This is a genomic window from Halobacillus dabanensis (assembly GCF_900114165.1).
In the GTDB taxonomy this organism is placed as follows: Bacteria; Bacillota; Bacilli; order Bacillales; family Halobacillaceae; genus Halobacillus; species Halobacillus dabanensis.
In genome coordinates, this window is the sequence record NZ_FOSB01000005.1 from 145773 (window position 1) to 169559 (window position 23787).

28 protein-coding genes are annotated in these 23787 nt (G+C 44.0%); 20 read left to right on the forward strand and 8 right to left on the reverse strand.

All coding sequences use genetic code 11. The annotated features are described in order from the left end of the window. Positions 1-100: 100 nt before the first annotated feature. Entirely contained in the window at positions 101-268 is a 168-nt protein-coding gene (locus BMZ58_RS10175; protein ID WP_075036449.1) for an aspartyl-phosphate phosphatase Spo0E family protein, read from the forward strand. A gap of 156 nt (positions 269-424) precedes the next feature. On the opposite strand, the gene BMZ58_RS10180 is transcribed toward BMZ58_RS10175, so the two are convergent. Continuing rightward, positions 425-1582: an aminotransferase A gene (locus BMZ58_RS10180; protein WP_075036450.1), complete on the reverse strand. Its 1158-nt coding sequence runs from the start codon at positions 1580-1582 to the stop codon at positions 425-427. Between the two features lie 110 nt (positions 1583-1692). Between BMZ58_RS10180 and BMZ58_RS10185 the strand changes: the two genes are divergently transcribed. The 8 genes from BMZ58_RS10185 (at position 1693) to BMZ58_RS21130 (ending at position 6688) form a co-directional block, all read left to right on the forward strand. Then, positions 1693-1842: an FbpB family small basic protein gene (locus BMZ58_RS10185; RefSeq protein ID WP_075036451.1), complete on the forward strand. Its 150-nt coding sequence runs from the start codon at positions 1693-1695 to the stop codon at positions 1840-1842. 61 nt (positions 1843-1903) lie between these two features. Continuing rightward, positions 1904-2803 (forward strand): patatin-like phospholipase family protein, encoded by a 900-nt coding sequence (locus BMZ58_RS10190; RefSeq protein WP_341864780.1) that lies wholly within the window; start codon positions 1904-1906, stop codon positions 2801-2803. 224 nt (positions 2804-3027) lie between these two features. After that, positions 3028-3732 (forward strand): DNA alkylation repair protein, encoded by a 705-nt coding sequence (locus BMZ58_RS10195; protein WP_244151531.1) that lies wholly within the window; start codon positions 3028-3030, stop codon positions 3730-3732. A 63-nt stretch (positions 3733-3795) separates the two neighbouring features. Next, a complete protein-coding gene (locus BMZ58_RS10200; RefSeq protein ID WP_075036454.1) occupies positions 3796-4203 on the forward strand; it encodes a hypothetical protein in 408 nt (135 codons plus the stop codon). Positions 4204-4388: 185 nt separating this feature from the next. Further along, positions 4389-4940 carry a DUF3231 family protein gene (locus BMZ58_RS10205; protein ID WP_075036455.1) on the forward strand — a complete coding sequence of 184 codons (552 nt, stop codon included), beginning with the start codon at positions 4389-4391 and terminating at the stop codon, positions 4938-4940. A 261-nt stretch (positions 4941-5201) separates the two neighbouring features. Beyond that, the gene (locus tag BMZ58_RS10210; RefSeq protein WP_075036456.1) at positions 5202-5402 is read left to right on the forward strand and encodes a PLDc N-terminal domain-containing protein; all 201 of its coding nucleotides are present in this window, start codon (positions 5202-5204) and stop codon (positions 5400-5402) included. 148 nt (positions 5403-5550) lie between these two features. Continuing rightward, positions 5551-6456: a chemotaxis protein gene (locus BMZ58_RS10215; protein WP_075036457.1), complete on the forward strand. Its 906-nt coding sequence runs from the start codon at positions 5551-5553 to the stop codon at positions 6454-6456. Between the two features lie 58 nt (positions 6457-6514). Next, complete coding sequence (locus tag BMZ58_RS21130; RefSeq protein WP_167360066.1) at positions 6515-6688, forward strand: hypothetical protein; 174 nt, start codon at positions 6515-6517, stop codon at positions 6686-6688. Between the two features lie 35 nt (positions 6689-6723). Here the strand turns inward: BMZ58_RS21130 and BMZ58_RS10220 are convergent, their stop codons facing one another. The 4 genes from BMZ58_RS10220 to BMZ58_RS10235 all read right to left on the reverse strand — a co-directional run bounded on the left by BMZ58_RS10220 (position 6724) and on the right by BMZ58_RS10235 (position 9059). Then, positions 6724-6936 carry a hypothetical protein gene (locus BMZ58_RS10220; protein ID WP_075036458.1) on the reverse strand — a complete coding sequence of 71 codons (213 nt, stop codon included), beginning with the start codon at positions 6934-6936 and terminating at the stop codon, positions 6724-6726. A gap of 71 nt (positions 6937-7007) precedes the next feature. After that, positions 7008-7475, reverse strand: a complete 468-nt coding sequence (locus BMZ58_RS10225) for a YkyB family protein (RefSeq protein ID WP_075036459.1) — start codon at positions 7473-7475, stop codon at positions 7008-7010. 63 nt (positions 7476-7538) lie between these two features. Further along, the gene (locus BMZ58_RS10230; protein WP_075036460.1) at positions 7539-8099 is read right to left on the reverse strand and encodes an SCO family protein; all 561 of its coding nucleotides are present in this window, start codon (positions 8097-8099) and stop codon (positions 7539-7541) included. A gap of 96 nt (positions 8100-8195) precedes the next feature. Then, positions 8196-9059, reverse strand: a complete 864-nt coding sequence (locus BMZ58_RS10235) for a metallophosphoesterase (protein ID WP_075036461.1) — start codon at positions 9057-9059, stop codon at positions 8196-8198. 146 nt (positions 9060-9205) lie between these two features. On the opposite strand from BMZ58_RS10235, the gene fadH reads away from it, so the two are divergent. Both fadH and BMZ58_RS10245 read left to right on the forward strand, forming a co-directional pair. Further along, the gene (fadH, locus tag BMZ58_RS10240; protein WP_075036462.1) at positions 9206-9973 is read left to right on the forward strand and encodes a 2,4-dienoyl-CoA reductase; all 768 of its coding nucleotides are present in this window, start codon (positions 9206-9208) and stop codon (positions 9971-9973) included. 18 nt (positions 9974-9991) lie between these two features. Then, the gene (locus tag BMZ58_RS10245) at positions 9992-10186 is read left to right on the forward strand and encodes a DUF2197 domain-containing protein (protein ID WP_075036463.1); all 195 of its coding nucleotides are present in this window, start codon (positions 9992-9994) and stop codon (positions 10184-10186) included. 115 nt (positions 10187-10301) lie between these two features. Here the strand turns inward: BMZ58_RS10245 and BMZ58_RS10250 are convergent, their stop codons facing one another. Beyond that, positions 10302-11519: a dicarboxylate/amino acid:cation symporter gene (locus BMZ58_RS10250; protein ID WP_075036464.1), complete on the reverse strand. Its 1218-nt coding sequence runs from the start codon at positions 11517-11519 to the stop codon at positions 10302-10304. A gap of 430 nt (positions 11520-11949) precedes the next feature. Here BMZ58_RS10250 and BMZ58_RS10255 point away from each other — a divergent pair, with 430 nt between their 5' ends. From BMZ58_RS10255 to BMZ58_RS10270, 4 genes are all read left to right on the forward strand, one after another. Continuing rightward, on the forward strand, positions 11950-12267 hold the full coding sequence (locus tag BMZ58_RS10255) for a metal-sensing transcriptional repressor (RefSeq protein WP_075036465.1): 318 nt from the start codon (positions 11950-11952) through the stop codon (positions 12265-12267). A gap of 13 nt (positions 12268-12280) precedes the next feature. Next, positions 12281-14686 (forward strand): heavy metal translocating P-type ATPase, encoded by a 2406-nt coding sequence (locus tag BMZ58_RS10260; RefSeq protein WP_075036466.1) that lies wholly within the window; start codon positions 12281-12283, stop codon positions 14684-14686. Positions 14687-14705: 19 nt separating this feature from the next. Beyond that, positions 14706-14906 carry a cation transporter gene (locus tag BMZ58_RS10265; protein ID WP_075036467.1) on the forward strand — a complete coding sequence of 67 codons (201 nt, stop codon included), beginning with the start codon at positions 14706-14708 and terminating at the stop codon, positions 14904-14906. A 68-nt stretch (positions 14907-14974) separates the two neighbouring features. Next, positions 14975-15907, forward strand: coding sequence for a F510_1955 family glycosylhydrolase (locus tag BMZ58_RS10270; protein ID WP_075036468.1), 933 nt, complete (start codon positions 14975-14977; stop codon positions 15905-15907). A 120-nt stretch (positions 15908-16027) separates the two neighbouring features. On the opposite strand, the gene trhA is transcribed toward BMZ58_RS10270, so the two are convergent. Beyond that, positions 16028-16666: a PAQR family membrane homeostasis protein TrhA gene (gene trhA, locus BMZ58_RS10275; protein WP_075036469.1), complete on the reverse strand. Its 639-nt coding sequence runs from the start codon at positions 16664-16666 to the stop codon at positions 16028-16030. Between the two features lie 254 nt (positions 16667-16920). Here trhA and cbpB point away from each other — a divergent pair, with 254 nt between their 5' ends. The 5 genes from cbpB (at position 16921) to BMZ58_RS10305 (ending at position 22839) form a co-directional block, all read left to right on the forward strand. After that, on the forward strand, positions 16921-17388 hold the full coding sequence (gene cbpB / locus BMZ58_RS10280) for a cyclic-di-AMP-binding protein CbpB (RefSeq protein ID WP_075036470.1): 468 nt from the start codon (positions 16921-16923) through the stop codon (positions 17386-17388). Positions 17389-17455: 67 nt separating this feature from the next. Next, positions 17456-18928 carry an MDR family MFS transporter gene (locus BMZ58_RS10285; RefSeq protein ID WP_075036471.1) on the forward strand — a complete coding sequence of 491 codons (1473 nt, stop codon included), beginning with the start codon at positions 17456-17458 and terminating at the stop codon, positions 18926-18928. 61 nt (positions 18929-18989) lie between these two features. Next, positions 18990-19709: a 2,3,4,5-tetrahydropyridine-2,6-dicarboxylate N-acetyltransferase gene (gene dapD, locus BMZ58_RS10290; protein ID WP_075036472.1), complete on the forward strand. Its 720-nt coding sequence runs from the start codon at positions 18990-18992 to the stop codon at positions 19707-19709. 541 nt (positions 19710-20250) lie between these two features. Next, the gene (locus BMZ58_RS10300; protein WP_075036474.1) at positions 20251-21366 is read left to right on the forward strand and encodes an N-acetyldiaminopimelate deacetylase; all 1116 of its coding nucleotides are present in this window, start codon (positions 20251-20253) and stop codon (positions 21364-21366) included. 177 nt (positions 21367-21543) lie between these two features. Next, positions 21544-22839 carry a hemolysin family protein gene (locus BMZ58_RS10305; protein WP_075036475.1) on the forward strand — a complete coding sequence of 432 codons (1296 nt, stop codon included), beginning with the start codon at positions 21544-21546 and terminating at the stop codon, positions 22837-22839. A 35-nt stretch (positions 22840-22874) separates the two neighbouring features. Here BMZ58_RS10305 and BMZ58_RS10310 read toward each other — a convergent pair whose 3' ends face one another. Beyond that, positions 22875-23714 carry a mechanosensitive ion channel family protein gene (locus BMZ58_RS10310; RefSeq protein ID WP_075036476.1) on the reverse strand — a complete coding sequence of 280 codons (840 nt, stop codon included), beginning with the start codon at positions 23712-23714 and terminating at the stop codon, positions 22875-22877. Between the last annotated feature and the right edge of the window lie 73 nt (positions 23715-23787).

A 23787-nucleotide genomic window follows, 5' to 3' on the forward strand; every position in this document is an offset into this window, starting at 1 on the left:
AGATAATTCTGTTCGTGCAAGAACTGTATACGAACACATATTCTTTCTTTTTGACTAATAGTAAACAATAATATGGAAAGAAGAGGTCAGGAGGTAGTCGATGGTGCTAGTAGCCGCCAAGGATCCTCGTATTGTTGAAGTTGAGATTTTAAGGGAGAAAATGACACGGATCGCACTCGAAAAGGGGCTGTCAAGTGCTGAATCTGTCAAAATCAGCCAGGAGCTTGACGCACTATTGAATGAGCTGCAAAAAAATAAGCCGAACTAAAAATAAACCTCATGGGGACTTTCCCATGAGGTTTATTTACTGCGATAGTGAAGTTGATAGTTCACCCGTGAGAATGTAAGGAAGCTTTTCTGGTCATTAGAGATGTAGTTTTATTGTAACCTGCCAAGAGTGAACCTACAGGTTTAATAAGAGGGATTATTTTTCTCGTTCTAAAAAACTCTCCAGGCGGTTCAGTCCTTTTTCTAGTGTTTCCATGCTATAGGCATAAGAAAGCCGCATATAACCTTCTCCGTGTTCAGAAAAAGCATCCCCTGGTACGAGGGCGAGGCCTGCTTCTTCTACGAGTTGGACAGCACGGTCGAACGTTGATTTGCCGTTTAACGGCATTTTTAAGAAAAGATAAAAAGCGCCGTCCGGCTGGGCGTAGTCCAAATCTAATTGAGTGAGTCGTTCCGTCACGAAAGCGCGGCGATCTTGATAAGCATCACGCATCTGGATTGCGTCACTTCTTCCATTTTTCAAAGCTTCAAGCGCGGCATGCTGACTGATGGATGTGGCGCACGAAACGTTGTACTGGTGTACTTTCAAAATGTGACGGTTGAGCCACGCGGGAGCGAGCAGGTAGCCGATTCGCCAGCCAGTCATGCTATGGGACTTAGAGACTCCGTTTATGACAATCACCTGATCACGTACCTCTGAAAAAGTGGCGATGGATGTATGGGGACGATCATAAACGAGCTCGCTGTAAATTTCATCTGCCAACAGGAACATATCGTGTTTTTCCAGCACATCGGCGATATCCTTTAGTTCTTGTTCAGACAACGATACACCGGTTGGATTCGATGGATAAGGCAGGATGATGGCCTTTGTTTTTGATGTAATATTTCTTTCGATGAGTTCGCCTGTCAATTTGAATTCATGATTGCTCGTATCGATGAACACTGGTTCAGCGCCGGCCAGACGGATCAATGGTTCATAGCCGGGGTAGACAGGCCCTGGCAGCAAGACTTCATCTCCCTGTTTAATGATTGTCCTCAACGTAATATCCAGGGCCTGAGATGCCCCGACGGTTACAATGATTTCATCTTCCGCTTGATAAGAGAGTCCATATGAATCTTTGACATGTTGTTGGATTGCTCTTCTTAATGGAAGCATACCAGCATTATGTGTGTAAGTGGTCTGGTCTGCTTGGATCGCCTGGATGCCGGCTTCTTTTATATGGTGGGGAGTTGGAAAGTCCGGCTGTCCAATTGTCAATGAGACGACATCCTTGTATTGGGATACCATGTTGAAGAAGCGGCGAATGCCGGAAATTTCGATTTCTTTTACTTTCGGATTGATTAAGTGTTCCATGGGTTCTCTCCTCTTTCACATAAAGTTAACAAAATGTTCAAACAATTAACCTGTATAATTTGTAGAATTTTGTTATAATTCAAACTAAGCCAATGAAAGGAGTTATGTTTATGAGAAATAATCGACGCATTTCCTTTGAAGACTTAGTCGATCGCAATAAGCAACAGTTATTGAACGATCATGAAGCTATCGAAAAAATCGAACGTCAAATAGATGAAAAACATACGAAAAGAAAAAATTCCGAAGCTTATGTAAACTGATGATATCACACCAGAAAGCAACCGCATAGAAGTGGTTGCTTTTTTACATTCTTATCGGAAAGTGGCAAAATATAGGTATAGATTAAAAAGAATGGCGGTGGTTTTCATGGAAGACGTTGGGTTAGTGTTGGAAGGTGGCGGGATGAGAGGCGCCTATACCGCTGGGGTGCTTGACTTTTTCTTAGATGAAGGCATCCATCTTCCTTATGTTGTCGGCGCTTCTGCGGGTGCTTGTAATGGAAGCTCTTATGTAGCGAAGCAGCGAGGGCGGAACTATGAAGTGATCGTAGAGTATGGCAGCCATCCGGAATACATATCGTACAAACGATTGTTTACACAAAGGCAGCTCTTTGGGATGGATTTCATTTTCGATAAACTCCCAAACCAACTGGTCCCGTTTGATTATGATAGTTTCCATAATCAAACGACGCGCTTTGTTGTAGGAACGACCGATATGCATACAGGGGAACCGGTCTTTTATGATCATTTCCCGGACAGGGATAGTTTATTGAAGGTAATCCGGGCATCCAGTTCATTACCTATGATGGCTCCTAGTATCCAATATGATGGGAAAGAATTAATGGATGGCGGCATCGCTGAACCGATCCCATTACAAGCTTCTGTAAAAGACGGCAACCGTAAACATGTCGTTGTATTGACTCGTAATGACGGTTATATCAAGGGGCGGATGAGAGGTGGCTGGTACTTCAACCGTAAATACAAACAGTTTCCATTGTTTGCAAAAGCTCTCCTGGAAAGACATCTGCGTTATAATAAACAATTGGAAAAAGTGAGAGAAGCGGAAAAAGAAGGTTCTGCTTTTGTCATTCGTCCGCTGCGTCCCTTGAAAGTGAGCCGGATTGAACGGAACCGCCAGCGGCTGCACGATCTCTATACCCAGGGATATGAAGAAGCGGAAGAGCAGGCGGATAAGCTTCAGCGCTTTTTACAGGTGAATTGATATCGATCAAATGAAAAGCTTGGGGACGTAAATACCTGACCTCTTGTTGTTCGTTCCAGGACTGCAACATGGCGATGGGCTTATATATGGAACAATGGTTGGGAAGAAGGGGAGCAGGCAGGTGATGGCAGCTCTGTGGTGACTGTATTCTAAAAGAAAGGGTCATCCAGTTTGCTTCGTTTGCTCCTGCTCTGTGAGGTTTTAAATAAATGGAGGCGAAGGATTTGGATCGTGCCAGAGAATTTTGTGAAACAGTGACGGCAGCTTTAGAACAGAACCGGTGTGAAGAAAATCGGGAGGCGATGGAAAAATATATGAAAAACCACTTCTCCTTTTTCGGTATTAAAAGTCAGGAAAGGAAAAGGATCGTTGCCCCGATCATGAAAGAGTTCCAGGGCATTGATGAAGAAGAGCGTTTGAAAGCGGCGGTTCTCCTGTTTCAAAAGCCGGAACGAGAATGCCAATACGCAGCCCTGGCATTTTTAGAAAAAGGAGTGAAGAAGGCCCCGGAGCAAGCAATCGAAACTTACAAGCAATTGCTTCAGACAAAGTCATGGTGGGACACTGTCGATCCGCTCGCCTCTAACTTGTGTGGGATGTATTTTTTACGGTATCCGGATAAACTCACACCGTATACAGAGGCATGGCGAACGTCGGATCATATGTGGGTCCGTCGCTCGAGTTTGCTTCATCAACTCAAGTACAAAGAAAAGACAGATGAAGAGCTGTTTTTCAGTACGATCGATACGCTTAAGAGTGAGAAGGAATTCTTCATTGAAAAAGCGATCGGCTGGGCATTGAGAGAGTATAGCAAAACAAATGCAGCAGCTGTGGTCCGTTATCTGGAAATGACTGATGTCCGACCGCTAAGCCGTAGGGAAGGTCTTAAATGGTTGAAAAATAAACACCCTGAGTTGCTGTCGTCCTGAGCGGAGGTTTAGGTAATCCCCTCCTTGTTTATAATGGTGATAAAAAGCAGGGAGCGGTGAAGGATGAATATCATGGAGTGGTTCGATGCCACTTTTTTGCAAGAAACGATAGGCCTGTTGGATGATGACTTGTTGGATGTATTCGGATTAGAGCCATTTCATGTCCAGTTTGCACTTGTATTTCTATTCATGTTGGCACTCATGTGGGTCGTTAAACCTGTCATTGAATGGATGATGCTGAACCATTGGAAAACGCTGTCGAGTTATACGGCATGCACATTAATTGCACTTGTTTTTCTTCAGCTCGTCGACCGTTATGCAATGGCTGATACAACTTCGACTCTGCCCGGTTATTACTGGTCTGTGTGTCTTTTGGCCATCAGCAGTTTCGGCTTAGTTTATGTGGGAGTCAAAGGGATGAGAAAACTGTATGTCCGGTTAACGAAACGGAGTAAAAGAAAAGCCGCATGATATGCAATTTAAGCACTCATTAAAAAAGAGAATAGAGAAAAAAACAAGAAGTCCCATACAATTTTTATTTGGCCTTCTTGTTTTTATTTGCAATCAACCAACCTTGTGACATGATTAAGTTTTCTAAATGAAAATACATAATTTGTAACTTATTAGAAGAAATTAACCAAGGAGGAGGTGACAAAATGCCAAATCCTTTTGAGGCTGTTTGGAATACTTTGAAAACAACGATTGATAATACGGATGAGCCTAAATCTCCTTTGCATGTCATCGAAGTGGGGGACTGCTGGAAGTATTTATCCTTGGTGGAAGAGTTTACACGCTATGAAGAAGTAGGTTTGAATACGACGACAGATGACGAAGTGAAAGAAATGTTAAAGGATGCGATTCAATTATGTGAATCCCAAATCAAGAGATTGAGCCAATTTATGAAACAAGAAGGCATTCCCTTACCAGAAGTAACCTCATCAAAGCCGAACTCCAAGCCGAATGAAGTTCCTTTAGGTGTAAAATTGACAGATGATGAACTTGCCAATGGGGTAGCTTTTAAATTAGTGACTTGTATGACGCAAAATGCAAAAGCACAAGCAGACGCAATAAGAAGTGATCTTGCTATCCTGTGGCTTAATTTTTATTCGGAATGGGTCGAGTTTGGTACTACATTAAAAGTACTAATGCGTAAACGAGGATGGCTGAAGGTTCCGCCTTATTATTACCCGCCTGGTGGGCCGCATTGATCATTAAAACGAAACCGGCTCCATGCGCAAGAGTCGGCTTTTTTATTGGTTATCAGGGAGAGACTGATGTTGGCCGGAAAAGGTGAAGATGAGGATCGGGCTATTTACCAGAATAACAATTTGGTGATTCTAAGCACTTTTCATGTCGGATTCTATTAAGGGTTTTACAATTTGTGTTGCTGACCCAGCCCTTTAGAATGTGAAACATCCCCTTCTTTTTTTGTATAATACTATAGACAGAGATGAAAAGGGGGAGACATCATGGAAATCGGCATCTTTTTTCTGATTTTTTTACTATTCGGAGCGGGACTGCTCATCCTGAATATTGTGACAAGCGTATGGGCCTATCGTGACTCCATTCGGAAAGGGAAGAATTCAACCTATAGTCTGGTCGTCCTGATCGGGACATTGTTTTTCCCGCTTGTCGGTTTGATTGTATACTTGATCATTAGAAATGACTGAAAAAGAGCGTGCAGCACGCTCTTTTTTATGTTGGTGATGGAAGGAGAAAGAAAGACATTTCCTTTCGACAATTCAAGGGAATCGCTTCACATTCACTCTTCGGCCGACGATATATAAAGTGGATTACATAAAGGAAGGGCGATGCTCTGTGAACCAGAATCAAGGCATATTACTAGAAAGCGGAACAAACGAGTTAGAAATCGTCGAGTTCGGAGTAGGAAACAACCGTTTCGGCATCAATGTAATAAAAGTGAAAGAAATATTGAACCCACAACCAATTACCAAAATCCCTCACTCTCACCGTTCGGTGGAGGGAATCATAGAAATCCGGGGGGAAGTAGTGCCCGTCGTAGACGTAGCCCATGCTTTGGGATTTTCCCCTTCAGAAAACCCCAAACAGGATAAGTTCATTCTTTCCGAATTCAACAAAACGAAGATTGTATTCCACGTCCACACCGTGACACAAATTCACCGGATTTCCTGGGAACAGATCGAAAAGCCGAACAAAATGTACCAGGGACTTGAAACCCAAATCACTGGGGTGATCAAAATGGAGGAAGATATGCTTCTTCTGTTAGACTTTGAAAAAGTGGTGGCAGACATCAACCCGGAATCAAGCATCCATACGGATCAGTTGCGCGAGTTGGGTACTCGGGAGCGCTCCTTGAAGAAGATCCTCATCGCAGAAGATTCCGCAATGCTGCGCGCGATGTTACAAGAAACGTTGAGTGAAGCTGGTTATGAAAATACGGTCAGTTTCGAGGATGGGAAAGAAGCGTATGAGCATTTAGAGGCAATGTTAGAAGAAGGAAAGGCCGTGGAGGATGAATATCAGCTTATCATTACAGATATCGAAATGCCGCGTATGGATGGCCATCATTTCACTCGTTTATTGAAAGAACATAGTGATTTGAACAGATTGCCTGTGGTGATTTTCTCTTCATTGATTACAGATGATCTTCGTCATAAAGGAGATATCGTCGGAGCGGATGCCCAAGTTTCCAAGCCGGAAATAGTAGAGCTTGTCAAAATTATCGATCATCATATTCTATAACCCAAAAAAACGCCGCTATCCCAAAGCGGCGTTTTTAATTTGCTCATGCGCATTTTGAGTGCTGAAGGGGGGATGGCAGCTACTCGTCCACCAGGTCGACCAGATACTCGCGCCAAAAGAAGAAGATTCAAGGAACGAAAAAGCACATTCCATGAACCTTCTTCTGAATGAATGGATGCTTTTACGATTCAATAGTACATCTTATAGCAAAGAGGCGAAGCGTTTCCCATAGCCTCTTTGCTACGTTAATATCACAGCATCCGGTCTTTAGCTTTCTGGGTTCACTCGGTTGAACAGTTCGTCATGCCAGGCATAGGCATGTTTTGATATAGTCTCCGGTCCTTCTTTTGTAGGGGAAGCATCTACGATCATCCTTTGCTGCTCGTCTGATAGGTGTTCGAAGGCAGCGCGCATTTCTGTCGTGTATTCCATATACTTTTTCAAATGATATAAGAAATCTTCCAATTCATTCTGTGACATCTAGATCATCCTCCTCTGCTTGTCTATTCCTTCTTCATAGGAAAATGAAACCTGTAATAGGGAGGAGGAGTCTATCGTCTTCTGCGCCTCTGGTTCCAGGGGGAGCCTGTAGGTTGTCCAAGCATGCTCGGTTGTGCTGTTGTTTGGAAAGCAGGAGTTTGCTTGTTCGATTGTTTCCAGTTCAGATATTGGTAGAGGTTGCGTTTGGCTCTCGACAAGGACAGTTTGGGTTTTGGATTCCGGTAAGACTGGTCGACTTTACCTAAGTGTTCCAATTGTTGGAAGTCTTCCTTGTGCGCAGGAATATGGAAGTAATAGCCGCCGATTTCAATGAGGAGGGTCGAGTGCTGTTGGCTGAATTTCGGATGATCGGAAAAATGAAGCCCGACTTTCTTCGCGCGGTTTTCTTTCAGGAGTTTATCAATCGTATATTTTTTAATGTCATATAGATGTTTCGGCTCTGGGGCCGTTTTGGCGTGGCGGTTGACGATGAATAGAGATTCGGCCAATTCAAGGTTAGATAGGGTATTGTCTTTCATCTATAGTCTCCTTTCCCATTAAAGTATAGCTTTCTTCTTTTTGTTTTACAACTTTTTACATCATCATTGTTCGTCTATTATACTTTTGAGTTCATCGACGATTTTTTGTACAGAAGCTGCTTCTGTTCCACTGTAACTTTCGTGGATATTTCCATCAGGATCGACGATGAAGAAACTTGTACCGTGAGCGACTTGATCAGAGTCTTCCATCTTTTTAACTGGTGATTGGAATGATTTGATCGACCATTCTTTCACTTCCTGGTAACTGTACCCTGTTAGAAAATTCCATTGCTCATAGTCAGGTCGATAGTTTTCAGCAAAAGCCAGCAATTCTTCTTCTGTATCATTTTCAGGGTCGACACTTATGGAAACGAGCTGGACATCAAGGTTCTCTTCCTGCAACTGTGTTTGAAGACGGCTCATGTTGCCTGTCATCGGTGGGCAGACGGTCTCGCAGTTGGTGAAAATGAAATCTGCTACCCAATATTCGCCTGCATAGTCATCAGGTATAGAAATGTCCTCACCATGTTGATTGACAGCATTCAACTCTTCGATATCACCGGAGCCGCAAGCTGTCGTTATTAATAAAAGGATGACTAAACTGCTCCATAATCTGAACTTCATAAAATACTCCAACTTTCTAAAATTGATTCTAGTGTATCACTAGTTCTGTCAATATTCCTAATACTTTATCGACTATCCTATCACTTTATGAGCTGTTCAAGGAGATTCCTCTGTTTTTAAATGAAAAACGGATATTTCCGGTCGGCATAAAAAGCGATAAGGAAGCCTTGTTGTTCCAATTCCACGACTCACATAAAGCTGTAATCCTTCCTCTAATGGATAGTGACCCTCAACGAAATGTTCCGCAACCGGTGGAGTGACCAGATAGCCGAAGAAAGGAAGTTGTACTTGTCCTCCATGACTATGACCTGACAGTTGGACATCGATCGGGTAGTGCTGATACTGCAAAGCAACGTCAGGTTCATGGACCATGAGCAAGGTGAATGAATCACCGGGAGCTTTGGAAAGTGTTTGATCTATATCAGGCTTTCCCAGCATGACGTCATCCACACCGGCAAGCGTAAAGCTTGAACCCCCGTTTTGGATAGAGACATGCTCATTTTGTAAAAGTTGAAAACCACCTCGCTCCATGACTTCACGGATTTTCTCTGTTCCATAACCACCGTGGTCATGGTTGCCATAGATCCAATACTTCCCCATGGGTGCCTTTATTTTTTTCAAAATCTCCACAAGTCTGGGAGGAAAAGAGTAGGTATGAGGCTCATCGACGAGGTCGCCTGTAAACAGGATCAGCTCAGGCTCCTCCACGTTGATCCGATCGACAAGTTTCTCTAAATCATTCAGGTCGTAATGGAACCCTATATGGGTATCGGAAAATTGGAGGACTCGGAAATTATGAAAATGCCGGGGGATTTTACTATGGGTAATATCATGTTTTTGGACGGTCAACATATGTGGTTCTATGTAACGAGCATACGAATAACCGAACGTGCTTAAGCCGATAGCGGCTGCTGCGCTCGTTAGTAATCGTTTGATAAATGTGCGCCGGGTAATTTTCATAGCGTCTCTCCTCTGAATTCTTTTGCCATTATAACATGGGGAATGGAAAGAATACGTCGAAATTTTATACTAATTTTAAAAATGAACAGGTATTCAGTTTATGTATGTGGAATGTATTAAAAGAAGATCAAAGGAGGGCGTACATAATGAAAGATCAAGTTGTAATTGTAACAGGCGGTTCGAGTGGAATGGGGCTTCATATGGCAAAGCGGTTTGTCCAAGAAGGAGCAAAGGTCGCGATTACTGGCCGTAATCTTGAACGATTAGAAGAAGCGAAAAAAGAAATTGCGGGGGGAGGAGAAGGTTCCGTCCATTGCATTCAGATGGATGTGCGCGAAGTGGAAGATACACAAAGGATGGTTTCTGAAACCATAGACGCATTCGGCCGGATCGATCATCTTGTCAACAATGCGGCAGGCAATTTCATCGCACCAGCGGAAGAGCTGTCACCGAATGGGTGGAACTCGGTCATCAACATCGTTTTGAACGGAACCTTCTATTGCAGCCAAGCAGTCGGAAAGTATTGGATTGAGAATAAAATCAAAGGATCGATATTAAATATTGTGGCAACATATGCATGGAGTGCAGGTGCTGGTGTCATCCATTCTGCTTCAGCAAAATCGGGCGTGTTGACGATGACCCGTACCCTCGCTGTGGAGTGGGGATCAAAATACGGAATCCGTGCAAATGCGATCGCACCAGGGCCGATCGAACGCACGGGCGGGGCCGAGAAACTTTTCCAATCTGAAAAAGCCGCTCAGCGTACACTTGCTTCCGTTCCGCTCGGCCGTTTAGGGAAGCCTGAGGAAATTGCAAGTCTTGCCAAGTTCATCCTCTCCGAAGACAGTGCCTATATGAACGGGGAAGTGGTTACGCTAGATGGCGGGCAATGGCTGAATAAATTTCCTTTTTAATAGAGGGGAAGAAGAATAATGGAGAAGAAGTGTTTCTTTTGTAAGAAGACGTATACACTGGACCGCTCAGACCCTCAGTACATGAAGCTAAGCAAAAATCCAAAAGCATCCTATGTGTGTAAATCCTGTAACCAATCCATGCAAAAGGACGCACAGACGAGCACTGGATTGCATCCGGATTTGATTGATTCTCATGATAAGTTTTTAAGGTGAATAGAAGCAAAAAAAGGACGAAATCATCGGCGATTTCGTCCTTTTTTTATTTTGTAATCGATTAAGTAATTCAAAGAAAATCCCCTCCCGACAGTTGGTCGGAGAGGGAGGAGATTTATTGGGAAGTTTCTTCCGATTTGTTAATCACAGTCGTTCCGACAAGGTCTCCAGTCACATTCAAAGCAGTAGCTCCCATTCCGATCAGAACATCAACAGAAGCAAGCAATGCGACAGCTTCCATCGGTAAGCCGACTTGAGAAAATACCGTAGCAATCATGATGATCCCTGCCCCTGGAACACCTGCTGTACCGACGGAAGCAAGTGTGCCGACAATGACAATTTGTAATATGGAAGCCAAACTCAATGGATCACCAATGACATTGGCAGCAAAGACAGCTGATACAGCGATTCGAATCGCTGCGCCGTCCATGTTTATCGTAGCCCCAAGCGGGAGGCTGAACCCGTATAAGCTTTTACTCAAACCTAAGTTACGGGCTGCATGTAACGTGACAGGGAGGGTCCCTGAGCTGCTTTGTGTGACAAATGCGGTAATCATAGGCGTGCGCGCTTCTTTTAAGAAAGCACCTGGTTTTCGTTTCGTAAAGATTAAAATCATAAAATAAAGAGCTAGTTGAACAAAAAGAGCGACATAAAGGACGATAACAAAATTCCCCAAAGATAAGAGGGTGTCTGCTCCTTGCGTTCCGACTATCCCGGAGATGATTGCGAAAATCCCTACTGGTACATACTGGAGAATTCCTTTCATGACTGTCAGGGTCGCTTCATTCAATCCTTCCACAACTTTGTATAAGTGATTTCCGACTTCCTGATACGAATGGGAAGAGCGGAGGTAGGCAATAGCAATACCGAATACTAGTGCGGTAAAGATGATTCCCAGGAGATTCATCTCCGTCAATGCCTGGACGATGTTATCCGGTACAATGTTCAGTAGTACACTCGTCACGCCAGGGGTGTCCGGTACTTCCACATTCTCGCTGGTGCCCAAAGACACCCCGGTACCTGGGTTGAACAGGCTCGCTACAGCAACTCCAACGAGAATGGCGAGAGCCGATGTTCCTATATAGTAAAGGAACACTTTCCCTCCTTTTCGACCAAGGCTTCCAAGTTCCGCCTGATTTACCCCGACAATCAACGTGAATAAAATGAGAGGGACGATTATGAATTTCAACAGACGAAGCAGTAAATCTCCGAAGGGTGCGAGAACAGATGCATCTTCTCCAAAAAGCAGACCGGTGACAATACCTAAGAGGAGAGCAACTGTGATCTTCTTAATAAGAGAAGCGTCTATATATATGCTCCAAAGCTTTTTCAATCAAAAAACCTCCTTTTAAATGGTAAAAAGTAAATGTATTAATCCTGATCGATTTACTAAAGATTACTAGCATACGATAAAGGATGTTTTTTTCTCTGTCAACGCTCCTGCTTTTCCAGAAAAAATATTGGTAAAAGGGGGAGTACTCATGATAGTAGTGACCTGCTCCACCAAGGAGTACAGCCTATGAAATGGTAGAAAACATTCTGCAGCTGCTTTACCCTTCAATTTTTCATATACCCTGGGGCAGTAATTTTCATTATCATAAAAAAGAAGAGAAAAATTAAGCGTTTTTGTTTACTTCTATACCTATACGGGGTATATTAATAAGTGTAGAACACTCTACGGACATCACTTGTTCGGTTGCATAAGCCAGATATTTCACCCGATTCAATAGGATATACAGTTTATAAAAAAAGGAGAATCACAAATGACAGAACATATCTTACCGGAAGATAGCGGGAAGAAACCTGCGAAGCCTAGGACGGATGAGGAAAAACAGGCGGTTTTAAACCGGTTGAAGCGTATTGAAGGCCAAGTTCGCGGCATTCAGAAAATGGTGGAAGAAGATCGTTATTGTGTAGATATACTTGTTCAAATATCAGCAATTAACAAAGCTTTGAATAAAGTTGGCTTTAATCTCTTAGAGCGCCACACCCACCATTGTGTCAAAGATGCCATCCAAAAAGGAAATGGGGACGAAGCAATCGATGAACTGATGAAGGTTCTGCAGCAATTCTCCAAATAAGGAGGTTTTTTATATGTCTGAGAATAAGAAAAACATGAAAATAGGCGTTACCGGCATGACATGTTCGGCTTGTTCGGCCAGAATCGAAAAAGTGTTGAACAAAATGGATGGAGTCGATGTCAATGTGAATCTTGCCATGGAGCAAGCGAATGTCCATTATGATGAATCTGAAGTGGACCCGGAACAAATCCAGGCACGGATAGAAAAATTAGGTTATGGTGTGAAAACAGAACGCGTCGAATTGGATATTCAGGGCATGACTTGCTCTGCTTGTTCGACAAGGATCCAAAAAGTGTTAAACAAAACAGCAGGAGTGAACGAAGCTTCGATCAACCTGGCAACAGAAGCAGGGGTCGTGGAGTATGACCCGGGAAAATTGAGTGTGGATGACATCATAGAGAAAGTGAAAAAGCTTGGCTACAGTGCGGTTACGAAGCAAAATCGTGAAGAACAAAAAGAGCAGAAAGAAGAAGAGATCCAACAAAAGAAACGGAAACTCTGGATATCAGCCATTCTCTCTCTTCCGCTTTTATATACGATGTTTGCCCACTTGCCGTGGGACATAGGGGTTCCTGTCCCTCCGTTGTTCATGAATCCGTGGTTTCAATTTTTACTGGCAACTCCTGTGCAATTTTACATTGGAGCACCTTTTTATAAAGGAGCATACAGGGCGTTATCCAATAAAAGTGCCAACATGGATGTCCTTGTCGCACTCGGAACCTCGGCTGCTTACTTCTATAGTGTAGTCGAAGGAATCCGCTGGCAGATGAATCCGGAAGTGATGCCAGAATTGTATTTTGAAACAAGTGCTGTTTTGATCACTCTGATTTTAGTCGGGAAACTTTTCGAAGCTTTAGCAAAAGGCCGAACGACCGCAGCCTTGACGAAATTACTCAACTTGCAGGCGAAAGAAGCAACAGTCATCCGGGAAGGCCAGGAACAAAAAGTCCCAGCGGAACAAGTGCAGGTCGGCGATGAAATTCTCGTCAAACCCGGTGAGAAAATCCCGGTCGATGGTGTGGTCATCAGTGGGGTTACCTCTATAGATGAATCGATGATCACTGGGGAATCGATTCCGGTCGATAAGGAAGAAGGGGAAGCGGTCATTGGAGCTACCATCAATAAAAACGGGACGATAAGAATGAGAGCCGAACGAGTTGGAAAAGACACCGCGCTTTCAGGGATTGTGAAAATCGTAGAAGAAGCACAAGGATCAAAAGCCCCGATCCAGCGGACGGCAGATAACATCTCCGGCATTTTCGTCCCGATTGTTGTCGGTATTGCTATTGTCACTTTTTTCATTTGGTTCTCGTTCGTCGCACCTGGCGAATGGCCGCCGGCTCTGGAAGCAGCGATTGCTGTTCTCGTAATCGCTTGTCCATGTGCGCTCGGCCTGGCAACCCCGACCTCCATTATGGTAGGGACAGGGAAAGGTGCAGAAAAGGGGATTCTATTCAAAGGTGGCGAATATTTAGAAGGCACGCAACGCTTGACTACTGTATTACTGGATAAAACCGGTACGGTAACGAAAGGAAAGCCGGAAGTGACCGACTTTGTCGCATTCGATCGAGGATCTGATTTACTGTCCATCGTCGTTGCAGCTGAGAAATCATCTGAGCACCCGCTGGCAGAAGCGATTGTCCATTACGGAGAAGAGCAAGGTATCTCCCCGATAGGCACCCCGGATTTCGAAGCGATTCCAGGACACGGGATTAAAGCAGTGGTCGATGGGAAAAATATCGATATCGGTACAAGAAAGTTAATGAAGCGAGAAGACATCGATTTTGCATTCTACGAAGAAGATATGGTTAAACTCGAACAGGAAGGGAAAACCGCTATGTTCATCGCTGTCGATGGCAGGTTAGAAGGCTTTATTGCGGTGGCAGATACAGTGAAAGAAACGTCGAAGCAGGCAATTGCTGATTTGAAAAAGCTTGGCCTCCATGTGTATATGGTGACAGGGGATAACGAGCGGACAGCTAGAGCGATTGCGAAACAAGTCGGCATTGACGATGTATTCGCAGAAGTTTTACCAGAAGAAAAAGCAGAAAAAGTGAAAGAACTCCAGAAGCGAGGAGAGATCGTAGCGATGGTCGGTGATGGAATCAATGATGCGCCATCACTAGCGACAGCAGATATCGGTATAGCGATTGACACAGGATCGGATGTGGCGATCGAGACAGCGGATATTACACTGGTCGGTGGAGATTTGTCACACTTGTCTCAGGCGATTCGTTTGAGTGGAAAAACGATGCGCAACATCCGCCAAAACTTATTCTGGGCATTAGCCTATAATTCCGCTGGTATTCCAGTCGCTGCAATCGGTCTGCTTGCCCCATGGGTTGCTGGAGCGGCGATGGCGTTCAGTTCCGTTAGTGTCGTAACGAATTCCTTGCGGCTGAAACGGGCCAAAATATAATTTAGAAAGGAAGAGGAATATGGAAACAACATTGAAAGTAGAAGGTATGACGTGTGGTCATTGCAAGAGTGCTGTCGAAGGAGCTTTGAAAGAAGTGGACGGAGTGGATGATGTAAACGTCGACCTCGAAACAGGGAATGTGAAGGTTTCTCATGCAGAGTCAGCTAATAAGGTTGAAATGAGAGAAGTAGTCGAAGAACAAGGGTATGACGTCATATAAAAAATTAATACCCCCGAGCGTGCACACGTTACGGGGGGTTTTTTCTATCAAGAGGGAGTGAAGAGGAAATGTGGAGAAAATACTTGTTGGGATTGGTGAGTGCAGGAATAGTACTTAGTGGGTGTAGTCAGGAAGTGGAAGAAGGAGCGGAAAAAGACGAAAAAACAGAACAACAGGAAAGCAAAGATTATTTAGAATCCTTTGAAGGGAACTTTGGCCACGTACATGGACTTGGATACATGAAAGATGGGTTCGCTTTTGCTGCTCATACAGGATTGAAAGTGTATGACGGGGAGGAATGGAAAGAAGCAATCCATCATCCTCATGATTACATGGGGTTTCAAGTTACGGAAGATGGATTTTTATCATCCGGGCATCCTATTCCAAATAGTGATCTTGAAAATCCACTCGGTTTACAAAAAGGTACACTAGAAGAAGAAGATTTAGAAGCTCTTGCTTTTTATAAAGAAAGTGACTTTCACGTCATGGGAGCAGGGTACGCGAATCCATCTGTCTATATTTTTAACGAACAACCAAACTCGGAATTAGAGCAAGGATTCTATAAAAGTCCAGATCGTGGAAACACATGGGAACCTTTTGATGCAGCAGGCATAGAAGGGGGCATCTTCCAAATCGCTGTTCACCCGACAGATGAAGAAAAAGTAGCCGTGGCTACAGATTCAGGCGTGTTTTTAAGTGAAAATGGCGGGGGGAGTTTTGAGATGATTTCAGAAGCAGGACAAGGTGGTGGGTTGTATTTTTCAGAAGAGACCCTTTTCTTTGGTCTCTATAAAGGAGAAGCGAGCATGATCTCTTACACTTTAGATGATGCAACAACAAGCAGCATCTCCTTGCCAGAAATGAGCGAGGATGCTGTCATGTACTTCGCTAAAGAAGGAGATCAAATGGCACTATATACATTTAACGGTGCTGCTTATTATAGTGAAGATGGAGGAGGAAATTGGGATAAGATAGCGGAAGAAGGAGAAACAGTTTCTTAAAAAAACACTCTGATGCCTTCAGCATCAGAGTGTTTTCTGTAAGGTTGCTTAGAACTACCTTTTCTATATGACTCTTGTTAAACAACATCAGAATCGAATTCTCATCTATTTCTCCATTCTTTATCCAATAATATAGAAGAAAATCGTGAAGAAATGAAGGATGGAACCTCCAAGCACAAATAAGTGCCATACCATGTGGTGGTACTTAAAGCTTCGCCAAACATAAAAAATCGAACCAATCGAATACATCACCCCGCCAACGACCAGGTAGGTGATCCCGGCTGCCGGCACTTCTACCGTCAATGGTCCCCAGGCGAGGACAATCAGCCACCCCATCAGGACGTAGAAAATGGTCGACATGACGACGAATTTTTTCACGAAAAAAACTTTAAAGACAACACCCAGGATGGCCATTCCCCAAACAATCCCGAACAAAGTCCATCCGAGATTACTTCTTAATGGCACAAGCAGAATCGGTGTGTACGTGCCAGCTATAAACAAATAAATCGCCGAATGATCGAAAATCTCGAATAAATCCTTGGCCCGGCCTGGCGGAAAGCTGTGCACAAGTGTCGAGGATACGTATAAGAGGAGCATCGTAACCCCATAAATCGTCACACTAGTAATATGCCACGCATTTCCACTGGTACTGGCAAAGACAATCAATAAGACGAGCATGGCGACACTAAGGATGGCGCCAATGCCATGGGTGATCGAATTGGCAATTTCTTCTCGCTTCGTAAACGTATGTGTGAGCAAATCTTGTCAACTCCAATACTTTCAATTGATTTCATTATACGCCTCCTGGAAACATTAATAAAGGAAGGATACTTAAAGAGGTTTAAGAAGGTCTGTAATGTGGGTATGGATATGTCGTCGGAACCCTGTCAGAGAGAGAATTGTCGGAAATTGCGTTCGAGTTTAACTAGTATTTATGATAGAATATGTAGTGGTCCAAAGAGCGTCTCTTTCTGCTCCTTCAATGTTCGGAAAAAGAGGAGTGAATTAAGAACATGGTAAGTTTAGAAAAAGAAGCATTGAGGATTCCGCTCGTTTCAGAACTAATGATTTCATCTGAGAAGGTAGCCCACGTGCAAATCGGTAACCCATTGGAACACGCGCTTTTAGTGCTCGTCAAGTCCGGTTATTCAGCTGTACCCGTACTGGATCCTACCTATCAATTCCAGGGAGTCATCAGTAAGAATAAAATCTTAGAAGAAACGTTGGGAATTGAAGAATTCGAATTGAATCGATTATCAGAAATGACGGTAAAAGAAGTGATGGACGATGAAGTCCCGTGTTTGGAGCTCGATGACAACATGATCGATGCCATGCATAAACTGATTGATTACCCTTTTGTCTGTGTGACCAATGAAAAAGGCGAATTCGACGGAATTGTGACCCGTCGTACCATTCTCAAACAATTCAGTAAACACTATCACGAAACGTTAAAACATACAATGTTGGAAACAAACAAATAACCAGACTATGGTAAAATAGATGGCATCGATGATGTCATCTATTTTTGTATTGAAGGTGAAATTACATATGCAAGAAAATAAGCAAAAACGTGGACTCGTGCTGGCTTCGATCATGCTTGCAATGTTTTTAGCAGCAATAGAAGCGACGATCGTCTCCACAGCGATGCCGAGTATCGTAGCAGATTTAGGTGGATTCAGTCTGTATAGCTGGGTGTTTTCTGCCTATTTATTAACGAATGCTGCGACAGTGCTATTGTTCGGCCGACTATCGGATGTATTTGGGAGAAAACCGATTTTCATGCTCGGAATCAGCCTGTTTTTGGTTGGCGCGATCATTTGTGCGCTGGCGCCATCCATGGAAGTTCTCATCGCAGCACGGCTCGTTCAAGGACTTGGAGCAGGTGCCCTGATGCCGATCGCAACAACCATTGTCGGCGATATTTATACAAAAGAAGAGCGCGCGAAAATACAAGGCTATCTATCGAGCGTCTGGGGGATTTCTGCTGTCACAGGACCTGCACTTGGCGGTTTTTTTGTTGATGTTCTCGCTTGGCCGTACGTATTCTGGATGAACATTCCGTTAGGCCTTCTCGCTTTAATCGGGATTGTATTCTTCTTTAAAGAAGAGGTGGCGAAGGAAAAACGCAGTGTAGATATTGCTGGGTCGCTTTGGGTCGTCCTTACCGTCAGTGTAATCATGATCATTCTTGTCGAGGGCGGCGTCGGAATTGCCTGGGACTCATGGACGATGATGTCCATGATCGTCGTTGCTCTTATGGGGGCTGCTGCCTTCTTTTTTCATGAACGAAAGATGGATGATCCGATGATGCCGATGGATTTGTGGCACATTCGCTCCATTCGTTACGCCAACTTAACTTCCCTTACAACGGGAATGATCCTCATTGGTGTCAGCAGTTATTTACCCGCCTTTGTTCAAGGAGTGATGGAGCAGTCTGCGACCGTTGCAGGCTTCACCTTAACGACAATGTCGATCGGTTGGCCCATTGCAGCGACCATTGCTGGACGGTTGATATTGAAAATCGGATTCAGGCCGACTGCCATTCTCGGAGGAGTCTCTCTTATCATTGGCGGCGTGATTTTTACGATATTGACTCCAGAAAAAGGACCATGGTTCGCGGCTATGGGGTCGCTTTTTATCGGTATTGGAATGGGGTTGTCCTCTACATCGTTCATCGTTTCGATTCAAAATAGTGTCTCATGGCAAAAACGGGGAATAGCAACAGCGACGAACATGTTCATGCGCACGATCGGGAGTGCAGTAGGAGCTGCTCTCTTGGGTGGATTGCTGAACAGTCGTCTGGCTGGTGCGGTCGAAGCTTCGACTCTGCCTGATTCATTCAATGTCGATTCTGCCAATTCACTATTAGGAGAAGAATCAAGGCAAAACCTTAGTGGGGAAGCAAGATCCGTTTTACAGGAAGGCCTTACTTCCGGTTTGCACCTTGTTTACATTGGCTTACTCGTTCTTGCTGTCATCAGTTTCCTTTTAATTTTGCAAATTCCGAAAAAAGAAGATTGATAACCTTAGGGTCACTTTGATAAAGTAAAGGAGGAAAGATTACATAAAGGAGGAACTACCGATGAAACAAATGGACGCAAATGAAATCATTTCATTCATTTCAAATAGCGAAAAATCGACACCAGTCAAAGTTTACTTGAAAGGCGAAAACCTTGAAAGCCTTGACTTCGGAGAACAGGTACAAGACTTCATTACAGGAAACTCTGGAGTTATTTTCGGGGAATGGAAAGTGATTCAACCCCTTCTAGAGAAATTCGAAGGCCAAATCGAGGACTATGTATTGGAAAACGATCGCCGCAATTCTGCGATTCCATTACTGGACCTGAAAAAAGTGAATGCCCGCATTGAGCCAGGCGCTATCATCCGTGATCAAGTGGAAATCGGCGATGGTGCTGTCATCATGCTTGGAGCGGCAATCAATATCGGTTCTGTCGTTGGAGAAGGAACGATGATCGATATGAACGTCGTTCTTGGCGGCCGTGCGACGGTCGGTAAAAACTGCCACATCGGTGCAGGAGCTGTCCTAGCAGGTGTCATCGAGCCACCATCTGCAAAACCTGTCGTCATCGAAGACGGTGTTGTCATCGGTGCAAACGCTGTTGTACTGGAAGGTGTGACAGTCGGAGAGGGTGCTGTAGTCGCAGCAGGTGCCATCGTAACGGAAGACGTACCAGCAAACACACTGGTTGCAGGAACGCCGGCTAAAGTCATTAAGAACATTGATGATCAGACGAAGTCTAAAACAGAGATCATGCAAGCCCTCCGTAAACTCGACGACTGAGGATCATAGCTTCGGGGCACTTTGGGAAGGCGAATGGGGGATGGGAAGCTAGTCGCTTTCCGCGGGGAAGACGGCAAGCCTCCTTGGGCTAAAGCCCTGCGGGGTCTCGCCTGTCTATCCTTTCCCGCTGGAGTCTCCCAGCTTCCCATCCCCCATTACTGTAATCAGAAAACCGAAGCTTTTGTCCATTGTAGTAAGGAGCATTGCAGTAGGAGCAATACAAATAGTTTTCAATCTCTCTTCTTCCTCTATTATAGAATGGAAAGCAACTCGATTGATACTAAAGTAATATACGGTAAGGGGCTTGGGAGAACGGCGAGAATTCTGTGGGAAAGGCTTGTGATCAGCCCATTTATTGCTTAGCCTAAGAGGGATTAGGCTAAGCAAACGTCCGCGGAAAGCGACTGATACCTCACCGCCCCTTAGACACACCAAATATATCGGAACCGATCCTACTGTTTGATTTAAAACTTTAATATTGCTTAATAAAAAGAGGGCCTTGCTGCTGGAGCAGGGCCTTTTTTGTAAGGAGGGACCCTTTATGGAACAAGAAAAACTCATCAAGGTAAGAAGAGAACTACACCAAATTCCTGAACTCGGGTTCAAGGAGTATAAAACACAAAAGTATTTATTAGATTATATTGAAAAAATGCCGCAAAGTGCCTTGACAGTGGAAACGTGGGAAACGGGTATTTTTGTTCATGTGAAGGGCAGTGTGGGTGCTAAAACAATCGGGTATCGGGCTGACATAGACGGACTGCCGCTTGTGGAGGAAACAGGGTATGAATTTTCTTCCTTACACGAAGGACGAATGCATGCATGTGGGCATGATCTTCATATGACAATTGCACTTGGTGCTTTGACGAGGCTTGCGAATGATCCTGCTGAAGATGATGTTGTATTTCTGTTTCAACCTGCCGAAGAGGGACCAGGCGGAGCAGAACCTATGCTTCAATCGGAACAAATGGAGAAATTCCGACCTGATGTCATTTTTGCTTTGCATGTAGCGCCGGATCTCCCTGTTGGGACAGTATCGTCCAAACCAGGACTGCTTTTTGCGAATACAAGTGAATTGTTCATCGACTTTAAAGGAGTCGGCGGCCATGCAGCTTTTCCACACTTGACCCATGATATGGTAGTAACCGCAAGCGCGTTTGTCACTCATCTGCAGCAAATCGTCGCAAGAAGAGTAGACCCGCTCGACAGTGCGGTGATCACGGTTGGTAAAATCGAATCAGGTACCGTGCAGAACATAATTGCACAGGCAGCTCGCCTGGAAGGAACGATCCGTACCCTTTCTCCAGAAGCGATGGACAAGGTGAAAGGCGAAATTGAAAAAGTCGCACGGGGCTACGAAATCGCCAATGATTGTAAAGTCACCATCGACTATGGAGCCAATTATCATCAAGTATACAATGACGGAGAACAAGTGCGCCTTTTTGAAAATATTGTCAAAGAGACACCGTATCAATTTCAGACAGCCAACATGGCGATGACAGGCGAAGACTTCGGTTATATGCTAAAAGAGCTGCCGGGATTCATGTTTTGGCTGGGGGTGGATAGTGAGTCTGGTTTACACCAACCGGGATTGAAGCCAAAAGAAGAAGCATTGGAAGTTGGGGTAGATCTTGTAGAGAAAACTCTTCGCGGACTGTAAGGAAGGAATAGGTTCCTTTTTCCTGCAAACAATAGAGGTTAGATGAGAGAAGGAGAAGGTATCTCCTTCTTTTTTATAGGCTGAAAATTATAATAATGGTACAAAAGTGAAGGAGACTGTTAATCTTCCCGGTTCTGAACGATGCGCCTTGCACTTTTGTCCGAGGAGTGACCTCTATTGGAAATCACGATTAAACTGACGGCAGTAGCCATATTGATCCTCTTGACCGCCTTCTTTGTAGCAAGTGAGTTTGCCATTGTAAAAGTAAGGAAGACCAGATTGGAAGCAAAAGCTTCAGAGGGTAATAAAAAAGCGAAAAATGCCATCAAAGTAGTCAGTGACCTTGATTATTATTTGAGTGCATGCCAGTTGGGGATCACCATCACTGCGCTAGGTCTCGGATGGTTAGGAGAGCCTACCTTGGAGGTTCTCCTTCACCCCTTATTAGGCCCATTCGGTCTCCCGGAAGGGCTATCTCATACGCTGACATTCGCAATCGCCTTTTTTGTCATTACTTTTTTACACGTCGTCCTTGGGGAGCTCGCCCCGAAAACCATGGCGATTCAGAAGGCAGAAGCGATTACTTTGCAGTTAGCAAGGCCGTTGATGCTTTACAGCAGGTTGATGTATCCGCTTATTTGGTTATTGAACGGATCAGCGAATATTTTGGTGAGGATGTTAGGTTTCCAAACTGCACGGGAGTCAGATGAAGTCCATTCAGAAGAAGAGCTGCGAAACATCTTGACGAACAGTTATCAAAAAGGGGAAATCAATCGCTCTGAATATACGTATGTGGATCGGATTTTCGAGTTTGATAATAGGACCGCTAAAGAAATTATGATTCCCAGAACGGAAATGTCCGTCATCGATGTCCATAAATCTGTTCCGAACGCTATTAGGGAAGTCAAACATAATCGTTATACACGGTATCCCGTCATCAATGGAAATAAGGACGAAGTAATCGGTATTATTCATATGAAGGAACTATTGTATGATGATGCCCAAAATCAACAAACCCTCCGTCCCTTTTTAAGACCAGTAATGAAGGTGTTCGAAAATATTCCCATCCATGATTTGCTGGTGAAAATGCAAAAAGAGCATACACATATGGTCGTCCTTATCGATGAATATGGCGGGACAGCTGGAATTGTAACGGTTGAAGATATTCTCGAAGAAATTGTCGGTGAAATTCGCGATGAGTTCGATTCGGAAGAAGAACGGGACATCAAACGCTTGAAGAATGGCCATTTTCTAGTCGATGGAAAAACAGCGATTCAGGATATTAATGACTATTTTAATATTAATCTCCTTCATAATGATATTGACACGATTTCAGGATGGCTCTACACAAAAGATTTTGAAGCTCGGGAAGGAACGGTAGTAAAAGGGGAAGGGTATCAATTCAAGATTGTTGACCTTGTTAATGGGCAGATAAAGAAAGTGCAAATGTGGAAAGTGGATGAAGATAAATAAACCCCGGTGCATGACCGGGGTTTTTCCTGATTTTTTTATGAATCTTTTTGGATAAATACTTGATGGGGGAACGGAATTTCGATGTCTGCTGCATCCAACGCTTCTTTCATCGCTTTTCTCAAATCACGCTCAACCGCCCACTGCTCCATATTTTTCGTTTTGCCTAAAATACGAATGACCACATCAGAAGAACCCAGGCTTTGCACTCCAAGCACATTCGGTCCTTCGACGAAACGCTCATCATCAGCAAAGTCATCCGCTACTTTTTGCAGCACGTCCATCGCTTGATCGATGTTTTCATCATAGCCGATGCCGATATCGACAAGGGCACGCATGTTTCCGCGAGAGTGGTTGGCTACCCCGACAATATTTCGGTTCGGAACAAAATTCAATGTCCCATCAAAACTGCGGATTTTCGTTGTGCGGATGCCGACTTCTTCGACAACTCCGTCATACCCGCCAGCCGTGACATAATCATCCACTTCAATTTGCCGTTCAATTAATAAGAAGAAACCTGTCACGATATCGGAAACGAGACCTTGGGCACCAAAACCGATGGCAAGGCCGACGATTCCGGCACCAGCAAGAAGTGGTCCAATCTCTATATTCACGACACTAAGTAACATCATGACCAGTATGAAAAGTAATACATAGGAAAAGATGTTCACCGAAAGCTTTTGTAATGTTTGATTACGACCTTCTGATATATTGCGTTGAGTACTGATCCGGTTGATACTGGCTTCAATTGCTTTTTTTCCGATCGGCTTAATGATGGCAAAAGCAATAAGTAAAACAATAATTTTAAGTCCAGCTGTGATTAATAGTTCCAGAAGGACGGTAGGATTAAATTCAAATCCTTCTTCAAATAAATTCATAGGTGAGCTCCTCTCTCTTTCATTCATCATCTACTTTATTAGGATAGCTGAAAAGAAGTAGATATTTCAACGA

Bases quoted from the DNA above. Each gene is read 5' to 3' on its own strand.
- BMZ58_RS10175 (WP_075036449.1), top strand. From the start codon at position 101: ATGGTGCTAGTAGCCGCCAAGGATCCTCGTATTGTTGAAGTTGAGATT.
- BMZ58_RS10180 (WP_075036450.1), bottom strand. From the start codon at position 1,582: ATGGAACACTTAATCAATCCGAAAGTAAAAGAAATCGAAATTTCCGGC.
- BMZ58_RS10185 (WP_075036451.1), top strand. From the start codon at position 1,693: ATGAGAAATAATCGACGCATTTCCTTTGAAGACTTAGTCGATCGCAAT.
- BMZ58_RS10200 (WP_075036454.1), top strand. From the start codon at position 3,796: ATGAATATCATGGAGTGGTTCGATGCCACTTTTTTGCAAGAAACGATA.
- BMZ58_RS10205 (WP_075036455.1), top strand. From the start codon at position 4,389: ATGCCAAATCCTTTTGAGGCTGTTTGGAATACTTTGAAAACAACGATT.
- BMZ58_RS10210 (WP_075036456.1), top strand. From the start codon at position 5,202: ATGGAAATCGGCATCTTTTTTCTGATTTTTTTACTATTCGGAGCGGGA.
- BMZ58_RS10220 (WP_075036458.1), bottom strand. From the start codon at position 6,936: ATGTCACAGAATGAATTGGAAGATTTCTTATATCATTTGAAAAAGTAT.
- BMZ58_RS10225 (WP_075036459.1), bottom strand. From the start codon at position 7,475: ATGAAAGACAATACCCTATCTAACCTTGAATTGGCCGAATCTCTATTC.
- BMZ58_RS10230 (WP_075036460.1), bottom strand. From the start codon at position 8,099: ATGAAGTTCAGATTATGGAGCAGTTTAGTCATCCTTTTATTAATAACG.
- BMZ58_RS10235 (WP_075036461.1), bottom strand. From the start codon at position 9,059: ATGAAAATTACCCGGCGCACATTTATCAAACGATTACTAACGAGCGCA.
- fadH (WP_075036462.1), top strand. From the start codon at position 9,206: ATGAAAGATCAAGTTGTAATTGTAACAGGCGGTTCGAGTGGAATGGGG.
- BMZ58_RS10245 (WP_075036463.1), top strand. From the start codon at position 9,992: ATGGAGAAGAAGTGTTTCTTTTGTAAGAAGACGTATACACTGGACCGC.
- BMZ58_RS10255 (WP_075036465.1), top strand. From the start codon at position 11,950: ATGACAGAACATATCTTACCGGAAGATAGCGGGAAGAAACCTGCGAAG.
- BMZ58_RS10260 (WP_075036466.1), top strand. From the start codon at position 12,281: ATGTCTGAGAATAAGAAAAACATGAAAATAGGCGTTACCGGCATGACA.
- BMZ58_RS10265 (WP_075036467.1), top strand. From the start codon at position 14,706: ATGGAAACAACATTGAAAGTAGAAGGTATGACGTGTGGTCATTGCAAG.
- BMZ58_RS10270 (WP_075036468.1), top strand. From the start codon at position 14,975: ATGTGGAGAAAATACTTGTTGGGATTGGTGAGTGCAGGAATAGTACTT.
- cbpB (WP_075036470.1), top strand. From the start codon at position 16,921: ATGGTAAGTTTAGAAAAAGAAGCATTGAGGATTCCGCTCGTTTCAGAA.
- BMZ58_RS10285 (WP_075036471.1), top strand. From the start codon at position 17,456: ATGCAAGAAAATAAGCAAAAACGTGGACTCGTGCTGGCTTCGATCATG.
- dapD (WP_075036472.1), top strand. From the start codon at position 18,990: ATGAAACAAATGGACGCAAATGAAATCATTTCATTCATTTCAAATAGC.
- BMZ58_RS10300 (WP_075036474.1), top strand. From the start codon at position 20,251: ATGGAACAAGAAAAACTCATCAAGGTAAGAAGAGAACTACACCAAATT.
- BMZ58_RS10310 (WP_075036476.1), bottom strand. From the start codon at position 23,714: ATGAATTTATTTGAAGAAGGATTTGAATTTAATCCTACCGTCCTTCTG.